This is a genomic window from Microbacterium sp. NPDC097977, assembly GCF_040302605.1.
GTDB lineage: Bacteria > Actinomycetota > Actinomycetes > Actinomycetales > Microbacteriaceae > Microbacterium.
The window spans coordinates 1-12,380 of the sequence record NZ_JBEOUR010000040.1; the positions used below are offsets into that span (position 1 = coordinate 1).

General features: G+C 69.1%; 11 protein-coding genes and 2 tRNA genes. 7 read left to right on the forward strand and 6 right to left on the reverse strand.

Annotated elements, in window-relative coordinates; all coding sequences use genetic code 11:
• On the forward strand, window positions 1-936 hold a 936-nt coding region (locus tag ABTZ43_RS10475; protein WP_350538743.1), incomplete at its 5' end, for an acyltransferase family protein.
• A 95-nt stretch (window positions 937-1,031) separates the two neighbouring features.
• Here the strand turns inward: ABTZ43_RS10475 and ABTZ43_RS10480 are convergent.
• Window positions 1,032-1,104 (reverse strand) — tRNA-Glu (locus ABTZ43_RS10480).
• Between the two features lie 152 nt (window positions 1,105-1,256).
• Between ABTZ43_RS10480 and ABTZ43_RS10485 the strand changes: the two genes are divergently transcribed.
• Together ABTZ43_RS10485 and ABTZ43_RS10490 are read left to right on the forward strand one after the other, a co-directional pair.
• Window positions 1,257-1,895: an MBL fold metallo-hydrolase gene (locus ABTZ43_RS10485; protein ID WP_350538744.1), complete on the forward strand. Its 639-nt coding sequence runs from the start codon at window positions 1,257-1,259 to the stop codon at window positions 1,893-1,895.
• Window positions 1,896-1,897: 2 nt separating this feature from the next.
• Complete coding sequence (locus tag ABTZ43_RS10490; protein ID WP_350538745.1) at window positions 1,898-2,776, forward strand: aminoglycoside phosphotransferase family protein; 879 nt, start codon at window positions 1,898-1,900, stop codon at window positions 2,774-2,776.
• Here the strand turns inward: ABTZ43_RS10490 and pepN are convergent.
• A complete protein-coding gene (pepN, locus tag ABTZ43_RS10495; RefSeq protein ID WP_350538746.1) occupies window positions 2,743-5,256 on the reverse strand; it encodes an aminopeptidase N in 2,514 nt (837 codons plus the stop codon). The genes ABTZ43_RS10490 and pepN overlap by 34 nt on opposite strands.
• Before the next feature lie 13 nt (window positions 5,257-5,269).
• A complete protein-coding gene (locus tag ABTZ43_RS10500) occupies window positions 5,270-5,560 on the reverse strand; it encodes a DUF4190 domain-containing protein (protein ID WP_350538747.1) in 291 nt (96 codons plus the stop codon).
• 114 nt (window positions 5,561-5,674) lie between these two features.
• Between ABTZ43_RS10500 and ABTZ43_RS10505 the strand changes: the two genes are divergently transcribed.
• Together ABTZ43_RS10505 and ABTZ43_RS10510 are read left to right on the forward strand one after the other, a co-directional pair.
• Window positions 5,675-6,121 (forward strand): MarR family winged helix-turn-helix transcriptional regulator, encoded by a 447-nt coding sequence (locus ABTZ43_RS10505; RefSeq protein WP_350538748.1) that lies wholly within the window; start codon window positions 5,675-5,677, stop codon window positions 6,119-6,121.
• 35 nt (window positions 6,122-6,156) lie between these two features.
• A complete protein-coding gene (locus ABTZ43_RS10510) occupies window positions 6,157-7,014 on the forward strand; it encodes a 3-hydroxyacyl-CoA dehydrogenase (protein WP_149423157.1) in 858 nt (285 codons plus the stop codon).
• Window positions 7,015-7,042: 28 nt separating this feature from the next.
• Here the strand turns inward: ABTZ43_RS10510 and ABTZ43_RS10515 are convergent, their stop codons facing one another.
• Entirely contained in the window at window positions 7,043-8,002 is a 960-nt protein-coding gene (locus tag ABTZ43_RS10515) for a DNA topoisomerase IB (RefSeq protein WP_350538749.1), read from the reverse strand.
• A 167-nt stretch (window positions 8,003-8,169) separates the two neighbouring features.
• On the opposite strand from ABTZ43_RS10515, the gene ABTZ43_RS10520 reads away from it, so the two are divergent.
• The gene (locus tag ABTZ43_RS10520; protein WP_350538751.1) at window positions 8,170-9,090 is read left to right on the forward strand and encodes a hypothetical protein; all 921 of its coding nucleotides are present in this window, start codon (window positions 8,170-8,172) and stop codon (window positions 9,088-9,090) included.
• Between the two features lie 53 nt (window positions 9,091-9,143).
• Here the strand turns inward: ABTZ43_RS10520 and ABTZ43_RS10525 are convergent.
• Together ABTZ43_RS10525 and gltX are read right to left on the reverse strand one after the other, a co-directional pair.
• Window positions 9,144-9,215, reverse strand: a tRNA-Gln gene (locus tag ABTZ43_RS10525).
• A 186-nt stretch (window positions 9,216-9,401) separates the two neighbouring features.
• On the reverse strand, window positions 9,402-10,907 hold the full coding sequence (gene gltX, locus ABTZ43_RS10530; protein WP_350538752.1) for a glutamate--tRNA ligase: 1,506 nt from the start codon (window positions 10,905-10,907) through the stop codon (window positions 9,402-9,404).
• 194 nt (window positions 10,908-11,101) lie between these two features.
• Here gltX and ABTZ43_RS10535 point away from each other — a divergent pair, with 194 nt between their 5' ends.
• Entirely contained in the window at window positions 11,102-12,346 is a 1,245-nt protein-coding gene (locus ABTZ43_RS10535; protein WP_350538753.1) for an acyl-CoA dehydrogenase family protein, read from the forward strand.
• The last annotated feature ends 34 nt before the right edge of the window (window positions 12,347-12,380 follow it).

Genomic DNA, 12,380 nt, shown 5'->3' on the forward strand with positions numbered 1-12,380 from the left:
GGGCTCGACCCCGCCCTCGTCGACGTGGTCGCCATCGGCATCGGATCGCCGCTCTGGTTCCTCGCGGCGTACATGATCGTCCAGGCCCTGGCCCCGACGATGATGGGCCTGCACGAACGCCACGGCATGCACGTGCTGATCGTGCTTCTCGCGGGCGCCGTGGTCATCGACACGCTCCGCTTCACGGTCGTGGGCGGGATGCTCGCGATCCAGCCGATCGCGGGCACCGGCTACGGCCTCGGTCAGGAGCTGTTCGGCATCCCCAACATCGTGTTCGTGTGGCTGTTCGCCCAGCAGCTCGGGTTCTTCCTGTTCGACGGGTGGTTCGCCGCGAGGCGGGGCTGGCAGCTGATGCTGCTCATCGCCGCCGGATACGCCGCGCTCTGGGGCCTGGTGTCGCTCGGCGGCTACTCCTGGAACATGCTCGGCAACCAGTGGCCGCCGACCACGGCGATGGTGATGCTCGCCGTCGTCCAGGCATCCGCTCTGACGCTTCTGCGTCGTCCTCTCACCGCGCTCATGCGGACCAGGGCGGCCCAGGGCGCGGTGTTCCTCATCGGCTCCCGCCTCATGACGATCTACCTGTGGCACCTGCCGGTGATCATGATCCTCATCGGCATCCAGCTCCTGTTGCCGCTCCCCCTTCCCGCGCCGGGGAGTCCGGCCTGGTGGTGGACGCGACCGCTGTTCCTGCTCGTCGTCCTCGGAGCCGTGTGGGCGCTCTCGCTGTGGCTGGTGCGGTTCGAGAAGACCCCGCCGGCCGGAGTCGCCCGTCACCCGAGCGCCGGTGCGACCGTCGCCGCCGTGCTGCTCTTCGTCACTCCGGTCGTCGGGATCACCGCGTACGGACTCGACTTCCCGCTCGCGGCGGCGGCGCTGATCGGGACAGCGGCTGCGCTGCGACTGATGTCGACGACCCGCTCAGCCGTGCGCTGACCGACAGAACCGGGTCGGGCCCCGCCCGGAGAACGGAGGGAGACACCCGGAGACGACGAAAGCCCTCGGTGAACCGAGGGCTTTCGTGTGTTGTGTGACCCCAGCGGGATTCGAACCCGCGTTACCGCCGTGAGAGGGCAGCGTACTAGGCCGCTATACGATGGGGCCGTCTGGCGGAACGTTTCCGTGCCGCGACAACTGTTCAAGTATGCCATGACGATTCTCGCGCCGCCAAATCGAGCCGAACTCCATCCGAATCCCGGGCGTGGCGCACGCGCAAGGGGTTTGCCAGCGCCGTCGCGAAGGAGTTGACTCGTCTCATGCGCGTCACCAAATTCGAACATGCCGCTCTCCGCATCCAGCAGGGCGACGACATCCTCCTCATCGATCCGGGCTCGTTCACCGCCCCACTGAACGACCTCGGCGGGCTGGTCGCCCTCGTCATCACGCACGAGCATCCCGATCATTGGACCCCCGAACACCTCGACCGCATCCTCCGGGCAGCCCCCGGCACGCCGATCTATGCGCCCGCCGGGGTTGCGGCCGCCGCCGAGGGCTACGAGATCTCCGTGGTCGCGCCCGGCGAGACGGTGGAGGTCGGTGCGTTCACCCTGCGGTTCTTCGGCGGCACCCACGAGGTGATCCATTCCTCGCTCCCCACGGTCGACAACGTGGGCGTGCTGGTCAACGACACGTTCTACTACCCCGGCGACTCCTATGCGGTACCCGAGGGGGTCGAGGTCGGCACGCTCGCCGCCCCGCTCGGCGCCCCCTGGCTGAAGGTCGGCGAGGCGATGGACTACGTGCTCGCGGTCGCGCCCCGTCGCGCATTCGGGACGCACGACATGACGCTGTCGGTCGCGGGAAAGGCCATGCACCGCCAGCGCCTGCAGTGGGCCACTGAACAGGGCGGCGGAGAGTTCTCGGTCCTCGAACCGGGCGAGTCGCTCGACATCTGAGCATGGCGGACTCCCCCGCCGCAGAGTATCCGGTCGACGAGGTCGCCGTGCGGGCGCTGCTCCGCACGGCGGCGCCGCGCCTGTCCGAACTCCCCCTCCGGCTCTTCGCCGGGGGCTGGGACAACGCGATGTGGCGGCTCGGCGCCGAGCTGCTCGTGCGCCTGCCGAGACGTGCCCTCGCGGTGCCTCTCATCGCCAACGAGCACCGTGCACTGGCAGAGATCGGGCCGGTGTTGGCGGCGCTCGGCATCCGCACTCCGATCCCGGTGCTCGCCGGCGAGCCGACCGAGGCGTTCCCCCGACCGTGGTCGATCATCCCCTGGATCGATGGCATGACCGCGCTGCGGTCATCACGAACCGTGAATTCCCGCTGGGCACCGCGGCTCGCCGCAGCACTTCTCGCCCTCCATGCACCGGCACCCGCCGATGCGCCGCGTAATCCCGTGCGCGGTCGCGCCCTGAGCACACGGGAGAGCGCGATGCGCCCTCGGCTCGACGCGCTCCCGACCCGCTCGGCGCTGCGACAGGCGTGGGCCGATGGCCTCGGGGCGCCGCCGAGCGTCGAGCAGGTCTGGGTGTACGGCGATCTGCACCCCGGCAACCTCCTGGTTCGCGACGGGTCGCTCGCAGCGCTCATCGACTTCGGCGACGTCACATCGGGAGACCCCGCCTACGACCTCGCGTCGGCATGGATGCTCTTCGACGCGCCAGGCCGCGCCGAGTTCCGAGCCTCGACCGGCTCTCGCTACGACGACGCGACCTGGGTGCGCGCGCGAGCCTGGGCCGCGTACATCGCCCTCGTCCTCCTGACGCAGAGCGACGATCGACCGGACCATCTCGCCGTGGGTCAGAGCACCGTCGCAGAGCTCGAGGCGGACTGAGCCTGCGCCGCTCGCACACGGATGTCCCGGGCGAGATGATCACGTTGCTCGATGACGATCCGGCGAAGGGCGGCCGGGGCGTCGTGGTGCTCGTCGAGCCACGCGTCGACGCGCTGCAGCGTCGGCATCGCGGGGAAGAGCCCCGCGACCAGGCGTCGCGCCAGCTCGATGCTCCGCGAACGCCACGCGTGCAGGATGCGGTCGAAGTACTCCTCGTCGAAGCCCTCGACGAGATCTCGGCGGCCACCGGCACGGAACCCGGCGATCTCGGCATCGAGGTGATCGTTGCTGAGGCCCTCGTCCGTCCAAGCGGCGTGCCAGGCGGCGGCTCGCACAGTCGCATCTGGTCGCGCGGCGAGGGCCCGACGCGCGGCGGTGCGGCCGCTTCCGGTGTCGTCACGCTGCAGCTCGTGCTCGATCTCGCTCGATCCCGCGTGCCCCGTCGTCGCGAGCGCCGTCAGCAGCTGCCACCGCAGGTCCGGGTCGACGACGAGCCCCTCGGGCACCTGGCCGTCGAGCATCGCGCGGAGATCATCGACACGCACGTCATCGAACGCCGATGCGGCCGCCACCGCACGCGCCCAGGAGAGCTGCGCGTCGCTGCCCGCATCCGCCGCGTGCAGCGCGCTCCAAGCGGCCTCCACCCACTGCCTCTGCTCGTGCTGCCTGTCCTCGTCCGTGACGTAGTGTCTGACGGCGAACAGCGCATTCGCGAGCACACCGCCCAGGAGGCCGATGTTCGTCTCCCCGGGCGCGTGCGCTCGCACGATCGAGGTGTAGCGGGTCGCCGCCAGCTCGCCGTCCCGTGTCGCGTTCCACAGCGACGACCAGATGACCGCGCGCGCGAGCGGATCCTCGACATCGGACAGCAGGTCGTGGACGGTCACCAGTGACGCCTCGTCGAGGCGCACCTTGGCGTAGGTCAGGTCGTCGTCGTTGAGCAGCACGAGATCGGCGTCAGGGAATTCGACCCGAGTGCGCTCGTCGTGGATGTCCAGCGCGATCTGCTCGCGGCGGACGACCCGGCCGTCCACGTGCTCGTAGAACCCCACGCGCAGGCGGTGCGGTCGCGCATCGCTCTGCACGAGCACCGTCGCCCCGTCGGCATCCCGCTCGATCCACAGTGTCGACACGCCGGTCGTCTGCAACCAGGCTCGCGACCACTCCGACATGTCCCGACCGGATACCGCGCTGAGTTCGACGAGGAAGTCCTCGAGCGTCGTGTTGCCGAACGCGTTGGCGGCGAAGTAGCGACGCGCTCCCTCGAAGAACGCCTCATCGCCGACGAACGCGACGAGCTGCTTGAGCACGGCCGCACCCTTCGCGTACGTGATGCCATCGAAGTTGAGTTTCGCCGCCTCGAGATCGGTGATGTCCGCGACGATCGGATGCGTGGTGGGGAGCTGGTCCTGCTGATAGGCCCACGCCTTGCGGTTCGCGGCGAACTTCACCCATGCGTCGTGGAAGCGGGTCGCGACGGCCGAGGCGTGCGATCCCATGTAGTCGGCGAAGGACTCCTTCAGCCAGAGATCGTCCCACCACTTCATCGTCACGAGGTCGCCGAACCACATGTGTGCCATCTCGTGCAGGATCGTGTTCGCCCGCGCCGCGCGCTGGGCCTGGGTCGCGGCCCCTCGCGAGAGGTACGCCTCGGTGAAGGTCACGAGACCCGGATTCTCCATGGCTCCGAGGTTGTACTCGGGAACGAAGATCTGGTCGTACTTGCCCCACGGGTACGGGTAGGCGAACGACTCGTCGAAGAAGTCGAGCCCCTGGCGGGTGACCTCGAGGATCTCATCGGATTCGAGGTACGGCGACAGGGACCGACGGACGAACAGCCCGAGCGGGATGTGCTGCTCGCCGCGCCGCCACTCGCCGTCGACGCGGAGATAGGGGCCGGCCGCGACCGCGGTGATGTAGCTGGAGATGGGGAGCGTCGGGGCGAACTCGACGCGCTGCACGCCGACGCCGACGTCCACGACCGCGGCGGTCTGATTCGACAGCACCTCCCAGCCCGACGGCGCGTCGACCACGAACGTGTAGGGCGCCTTGATGTCGGGCTGCTCGAAGCAGGCCATCACCCGCCGGGAGTCGGCGGGTTCGTACTGCGTGTACAGATACGTCCGGTCGTCGACCGGGTCGTGGAAGCGGTGCAGCCCCTCACCGGAGCGGCTGTACGCGCCGACGGCCTCGACCCGGACGGTGTTGACGCTCGCGAGGCCGCGCAGCGCGATGCGGGCGCCGTCGTAGACGATCTCCTGCTCTGCGCCGTTGACGACGAGGCGCGTCACGCTCTCGCCGATGAAATCGAGCCACGTCGTCTCGACCGTCGAGGCGAACTCCAGCGTCGTCGCCGTCGGGAATCCGCTGCGGGCCCGCTCGGGCGCTCCGGTCAGATCGAGTTCGACGCGGATGCTGCGGACAGAGACCGCAGCGGATCGCGCGGCAGTCTCCTCTCGCGTGAGGTTGGCTGTGTCCATACCCCCCATCCTTTCATCTGGCTCCCCAGACGATTCCCCCCGTCACGGATGCGACCAGCACCACGACGAGCACCGCGTACCCGGCGAGCGTCAGATACCCCAGCACCAGGCCCGCGATCGCCATGCCGCCGCCGCCCTCATGTCGCGCGCGGATCTGCGCCAGAGCGATGTGACCGAGGATGATCGGGACGATGGCGAAACCGCAGATCCCCAGCACGAGGGTCGCGATGGCGAGACCGTTCGTGCGCGACGGCGGTGCGGGCGAGAGCGGGTGCGGCGGGTGCGGCGGGTACGGAGTGGTCATGCCGTCAGCGTAGGAAGCGGATCGCGGCAGGTGGTCGCCAGGGTGTCGCAAGGCTGTCGCAGTCCTGCGACGCTCTGCGTTGCATTGCGCAACATGAAGGTTTACAGTTGCACTATGCAACAAGAGCACGACGCGGATGCGCGAGGAGCGGACAGTGCGGCGGTGCTGCGATCCCTCCTCGCCATCACCCGCCGAGGACTGGTGGACGCCCGATCCGGGGAGACCCGACTCTCGATCACCGATCAGTCGATCGTGATGGCGATCGCCGACACCCCGGGGATCCGGTCCATCGACATCGCGCAGATGTTCCGACTCAACCGCTCGACGGTGTCGCGGCAGCTCTCCTCCCTCATCACACTCGGGCTCGTCCGCGAGGCGCCGGGAACCGCGGGGCGCGGTCGCCCCCTCGAACTCACACCAGACGGCGAAGACGCCTTCCGACGGACGCTCGACACGCTGCAGGACGTGATCGACACCCATCTCGCTCGGTGGTCGGATGCCGAGGTCTCGCGCTTCGCGCACGACCTCCAGCGCTTCGACCGCGACGACACCACATCGTGACCACGGCCCACAAGGCCCCCACAGAAGGAAGAGAAATGAAGAACATCACCGTTCTCGGCACCGGCGTCCTCGGATCGCAGATCGCGTTCCAGACCGCCTTCCACGGCTTCGACGTCGTGGCGTACGACATCGATCAGGCCGCGCTCGACCGCGCGGCCGAGCGGTTCGACGCACTCGCCGCACGATACGTCGCAGACGGTGTGGAGAATGCCGCAGGCGGCCGAGCGGCGGCGGCCATCGCCCGCATCCGCCTCACCTCCGACCTGACGGATGCCGCTGCCACCGCCGACCTCGTCATCGAGGCGGTCCCCGAGAACCTGGAGCTGAAGCAGAACATCTATCGCACGCTCGCGGACGCTGCGCCGGAGACGACCATCTTCGCGACCAACTCCTCGACTCTGCTCCCCAGCGCACTCGCCGCGTCGACGGGGCGCCCCGATCGGTTCCTCGCCCTGCACTTCGCCAACGAGATCTGGTCGCACAACACCGCCGAGGTGATGGGAACTCCCGAGACCGACCCGTCGGTCTACGACGCGGTCGTCGCGTTCGCGGCGGAGATCGGCATGGTCCCGATCCCGATCAAGAAGGAGAAGGCGGGCTATCTCCTGAACTCCATGCTCGTGCCGTTCCTCGAAGCCGGGGCCGGACTCCTCGTCGATGGCATCGCCGACCCCGAGGCGATCGACGCGACCTGGCGGATCGGCACCGGAGCGCCGGCCGGCCCGTTCGAGATCTACGACATCGTCGGTCTCACCACGGCCTACAACATCTCCCGGATGGGCGGCGAGAAGCAGCAGCGCTTCGCGCAGCTGCTCAAGGAGCAGTACATCGACAAGGGCAAGCTCGGCGTCTCGACGGGCGAAGGCTTCTACACGTACCCGCGCGCGAACTGACCGGAGCGACCGGACGCCGCAGACGGCGTCACCGCGCGAGCAGCTTGCGGATGGCGGTCTCGGGCGACACGGAGAGGTCGAGCAGCCGCCCTCGGGCGTACAGCCGGAACACCTTCGGGTCGATGTAGCTCCCCCTGGCGACCGCGATGGTGTTGCCGAGCGCCGAGGCCGTGGCCTGCACGGCCAGGCGCTCGGCTCGCCGCCGCTCGTTCTTGGTCTCGAGACGTCCGATCCGGGCGAGGGCGTCCGCGGCGAGGATCGTGCCGTGGAGGGTGCGGAAGTCCTTCGCCGTGAACGCGGACCCGGCGACCGTGCGCAGGTAGGCGTTGATCTCCCCCGATGTCAGTCGGACTCGACGCCGCCCCTTGCGATACGCCAGAAGCGTCTCCCGGGGCGAGCCCACGGCGAATTCCGACAGGGCCTCTGCGAGCGGACCGTCGGTGATCTCGATCGAGGCGAGCTGCCTGCTCTTGGCCGGGAACTCGAGCGAGACCGTGCTCCCCTCGATGCGCACGTCACGGCGCCGCAGCGTGCTGAGCCCCCTGCTGCCGTGCTTGACGAGGTATCGCTCCGAGCCGATGCGCAGCGCACCGTCGTCGAGCAGGCGGAAAGCCACGGCGAGGGCGCGCTCCTTCGACAGGCCGGGCTCGCCGATGGCACGCGTGACCTTCGCCCGCGCCGCGGGCAGCGCCGCGGCGAGCTTGAGCGCGCGGGCGAACTTGCGCTGATCGCGACCGGTGCGCCACAGCGGGTGGTAGAGGTACTGACGTCGGCCCGCATCGTCGGTGCCGACGGCCTGGATGTGCGCGAGCGGATCGGCCGCGATCCACACGTCGTGCCACCGCGGCGGGATGACGAGATCGTCGATGCGCTCGCGGTCGGCCTCGACGACCCGCTGACCCGCGGCGTCGAGATAGCGGAACCCCGACCCCGATCGCACGCGACGGATGCCGGGGGTCTGCCCGGGCACGACTCGGGTGAGTGCCATGGTCTGCTCCTGCCTGCACCGCCGCTGCGGCGCCGTCCTGCGGAATACCGTCATTACGATGCCCGCCCCCGGCGCACCTCGGGAAGGGTGTGGCGCCGACCGCATCCGACCTGCTAGGCGCGATCGCCGGATTGTCGACGGCGGCGCAGGTCTGCCATCCTCTGACTATGACGATGTCGCTCGAGGACTTCCACGCTGCCCTGGTCAGACCCGATCTGAGGGCGACGCTCGGACTTCCGCTCACCGACCTCGAGGCGCAGCAGGTCGCCGGCGACCCCGCATCCACGCAGAGCTGGTACGCGTACTGGCTGTCGATCCAGCCGTCCCCGGCTGCCGCTCCCCCGCCGCCTCCCGCGTACGCCGTGTCCGCGCCGTACGCCCCGCCCGGATCCGAGAGCGCCCCTGCCGCGGATTCGCAGCCGACGATCCCGATCCACGACACCGTCCCCGCAGCGCCGGCGGATCAGGTGTTCGCGGCACCCGCCGGTCAGGCCTATGCGGCGACGCAGCCGTACCCCGGGTACGACCCCGCGTACGGGGCGGCTCCCGGATACCCGGGTCATCTGCCCGGTCCCGACGGTCAGCCCGTGAAGAAGAAGCGGGTGGGCCTGTGGGTCACCCTCTCGGTCCTCGGCGCCCTGTTCCTCATCGCGGCGATCGTGGTGGTCTTCGCGTTCACGACGGCACGGCATTGGACCAAGACCGACGTGCCGGAGCAGCCCGAGACCTTCCACAGCGAGGAGTTCGAGACCGGTCGCTACGACGTGGCGATGGATTCGACGAACCCCTGCACCGTCAATCAGGACTGGACCGACTGCACGGACCTCATGGCCGCCACCTACACCGCCTCCTGTGTCGGCGTGGAGCTCACGGAAGCCGCGACCGCCCTCTGCACCGAGTACAGCGGCGCGATCGACGAGATGAGGGCGCAGGACGGCGACGGCTACTACGTGGCCACCCTGGGCACCTACGGCACACTGAGCCGCACGCCCGAGATCGACACGAGGCAGGTGTCCAACGACGACTACCGGCCCGCCGAGACGCACGAGGCCGTCTGCTACCTCGGCTTCCTCGGAGAGTGCGAATAGAAGCCGGGCGCAGAAACGACGAAACCCCCGCCTGAGCGGGGGTTTTCGTCTTGCTGGGGTACCTGGACTCGAACCAAGAACAACGGAACCAGAAACCGCCGTGTTGCCAATTACACCATACCCCAAGGGCGAAACCGGAGCCTCGCACCGAGAGTCAAGCCTACCCGAGCCACGGCCCTAATGCCAAAACGCACCGACCGGGCCGGGCGCGTCGCCCTCCGATCCGTCTCCCGCGCTGTCAGTCCGTCGCGAAGACGGCGAGAGGGCGGGCGCCCGTCGGCACCCGCCCTCTCGGCCATCCGCTCTGCGACTCAGCGGGCGAGGAACGCGGACAGCGCCCGCAGGCGCCGCAGCGACTCGTCCTTGCCCAGCAGCTCCATCGACTCGAACAACGGCGGCGAGACCCTACGACCCGTGATCGCGACGCGCGGGGGTCCGTAGGCGATGCGCGGCTTGAGCTCGAGCTTCTCGACCAGAGCCTCGGCGAGAGCCTCCTGGATCCTGTCCGGGGTGAACTCGTCGACCGGCTCGAGTGCCGTGGCGCACGCCTCGAGCACCTCGGCGGCGTTCGCCGGCAGGCCCTTCAGCGCATCCGCGTCGTACGACACCTCGTCGGTGAACAGGAACCCGACCATACCGGGCACCTCCCCCAGCAGCTGCACACGTTCCTGCACCAGCGGCGCGACGCGGAATGCCAGCACCAGCTGCTCGTGCGTCGGCTCGTCGAAGAGTCCGGCGGCGGCGAGGTACGGGATGGTCCGCTCGGCGAAGTCCTTGCCGTCGAGCGCCCTGATGTGGTCGCCGTTGATCGACTCGGCCTTCTTCTGGTCGAAGCGGGCCGGGTTCGGGTTGACGTCGACGATGTCGAAGGCGGTGGTGAACTCCTCGAGCGAGAAGACGTCCCGGTCATGGCTGATCGACCAGCCGAGGAGTGCGAGGTAGTTCAGCAGCCCCTCGTGGATGAACCCGCGGTCGCGGTGCAGGAACAGGTCGGCCTGCGGGTCGCGCTTGGAGAGCTTCTTGTTGCCCGTCTCCCCCAGCACCAGCGGCATGTGCGCGAAGCGCGGGACGAACGTCGTGACGCCCGCCTCGATCAGCGCGGCGTACAGCGCGAGCTGGCGCGCGGTCGACGGCATCAGGTCCTCGCCGCGCAGCACGTGCGTGATGCCCATCAGCGCATCGTCGACCGGATTGACGAAGGTGTAGAGCGGGATGCCGTTCGGGCGCACCACCACGAAGTCGGGGAACGATCCCGCGGGGAAGGTCACCTCGCCGCGGATCAGGTCGACGTACGTGAGGTCCTCGTCAGGCGCCTGCAGTCGGAGGGCCGGCTGGCGACCCTCCGCACGGAACGCGGCCCTCTGCTCCTCGGTCAGGGTGCGATCGAAGTTGTCGTAGCCGAGCTGCTTCGCGCGACCGTTGGCCTCGTTGCGGGCGTCGATCTCCTCGGCGGTCGAGTAGCTCTCGTAGAGGGCACCGGTCGCGAGCAGTTTGTCGATGACGCCGCGGTAGATCTCGTGACGCTCCGACTGCCGGTACGGCGCGTGCGGGCCACCGACCTCGACGCCCTCGTCCCAGTCGATCTTGAGCCAGGTCAGGGCGTCGACGAGCTGGCGGAAGCTCTCCTCGCTGTCGCGCGCGGCGTCGGTGTCTTCGATGCGGAACACCATCTTCCCGCCCGTGTGGCGCGCGTACGCCCAGTTGAACAGGGCCGTGCGGACCATGCCGACATGCGGCAGTCCGGTCGGCGAGGGGCAGAAGCGGACGCGGACGTCGGCGCCACTGGCGGTCGTGGTGAGGGGGTGCGGGGTAGCCATATCCCTCCGATTCTAGTTGCCGCGAGTCGTCGAGACCTGCCCGTCCCCCGGGGGTTCGCGAGTGCCCGCCTCCCGTCATGGCGGGTCACAGATGCTCACCCGGCGTCACACCCCCTCACCCGGGGTAACAGCGCTCGGCACAGCGGCATCGTGCTCTTATCGTTGCCGCATCGACCAACCGGAAGGGGAAAGACGTGACGATCACGGATGCAGTGACCACAGGGCTCGGCGACCGCTGGCGCGAGAGCGCACGGCCGCAGACAACCGACGAATGGCTCGGCCGCGCTCAGGAGGTGGCCGACATCCTCGCGGTGGATGCCGTCGAGAGGGACCGCGCGAACAGGACGCCCCACGCCGAGGTGCAGCTGCTCAAGGACTCCGGCCTGGTCACGCTGCTCGGCCCTCGAGCGCACGGCGGCGCCGGCGAGACGTGGGAGACGGCCTATCGGGTGATCAGAACGGTCGCTCGCGGGGACGGGTCGATCGGACAGGTCCTGGGGTACCACTACCTCTGGGCATGGGCCGCACGGCTCGTGGGGACGGAGGAGCAGATCGCGGCCGTCGAAGAGCTGTACACCTCGAACGCCTTCGTCTTCGGCGGGGCGGTCAATCCGCGCGATTCCGACCTCGTGATCCGAGAGGAGGGAGACGACCTCGTCTTCTCGGGGCGCAAGTCGTTCTCCACAGGTGGCCAGATCTCGGATCTCACGGTGCTCGAAGGAGTCCTCGAGGGCACCGACACGCATATCTTCGCCATCGTCCCCACCGCTCAGGACGGCATCGTGTTCGCAGACGACTGGGACAGCCTGGGCCAGCGCCTGACCGAGTCCGGCTCGGTGCAGATCCGCGATGTCCGCGTGCCGTGGGCTGAGGCGGCGGGCTTCGTCGACAGGCAGTTCCGGCCGCTGACCTACAACACCCTCAACGTGCCGACGATCCAGCTCGTGTTCGCGAACTTCTACCTCGGCATCGCGCAGGGAGCGCTCGAGACGGCCTCCGCATACACGCGCACCCGCACGCGCCCCTGGCCGTACGGAGGAGACGACAAGCAGCACGCGACCGACGAGTGGTACCTGCTCGAAGGCTATGGCGAACTGGCGTCGACGCTCTGGGCCGACGAGGCACTGCTGGACGCCGTCGGCGGCGAGATCAGCGCCGTGCTGCACGCCCCACGGGAGGAGCTGACCGCTCGCCGACGCGGTGAGATCGCCGTGCGTGTCGCGGCGGGCAAGCTGCGGGTCGTCGACGACGGGCTGACGGTCGCCACGAAGGTCTACGAGCTCACGGGTGCTCGGGCGTCGGCGAGTTCGGTCGGCCTCGACATCTTCTGGCGCAACCTGCGTACGCACAGCCTGCACGATCCGATCGCGTACAAGAAGCGCGAGGTCGGCACGTTCGTGCTGAAGAACGAGGTACCCGAGCCGACCTGGTACACCTGAGCGACGGTGGGCGCGGTCGCGTCCGCGCCCACCG

Bases quoted from the DNA above. Each gene is read 5' to 3' on its own strand.
- ABTZ43_RS10510 (WP_149423157.1), top strand. From the start codon at position 6,157: ATGAAGAACATCACCGTTCTCGGCACCGGCGTCCTCGGATCGCAGATC.
- ABTZ43_RS10505 (WP_350538748.1), top strand. From the start codon at position 5,675: ATGCAACAAGAGCACGACGCGGATGCGCGAGGAGCGGACAGTGCGGCG.
- ABTZ43_RS10500 (WP_350538747.1), bottom strand. From the start codon at position 5,560: ATGACCACTCCGTACCCGCCGCACCCGCCGCACCCGCTCTCGCCCGCA.
- gltX (WP_350538752.1), bottom strand. From the start codon at position 10,907: ATGGCTACCCCGCACCCCCTCACCACGACCGCCAGTGGCGCCGACGTC.
- ABTZ43_RS10485 (WP_350538744.1), top strand. From the start codon at position 1,257: ATGCGCGTCACCAAATTCGAACATGCCGCTCTCCGCATCCAGCAGGGC.
- pepN (WP_350538746.1), bottom strand. From the start codon at position 5,256: ATGGACACAGCCAACCTCACGCGAGAGGAGACTGCCGCGCGATCCGCT.
- ABTZ43_RS10490 (WP_350538745.1), top strand. From the start codon at position 1,898: ATGGCGGACTCCCCCGCCGCAGAGTATCCGGTCGACGAGGTCGCCGTG.
- ABTZ43_RS10520 (WP_350538751.1), top strand. From the start codon at position 8,170: ATGACGATGTCGCTCGAGGACTTCCACGCTGCCCTGGTCAGACCCGAT.
- ABTZ43_RS10515 (WP_350538749.1), bottom strand. From the start codon at position 8,002: ATGGCACTCACCCGAGTCGTGCCCGGGCAGACCCCCGGCATCCGTCGC.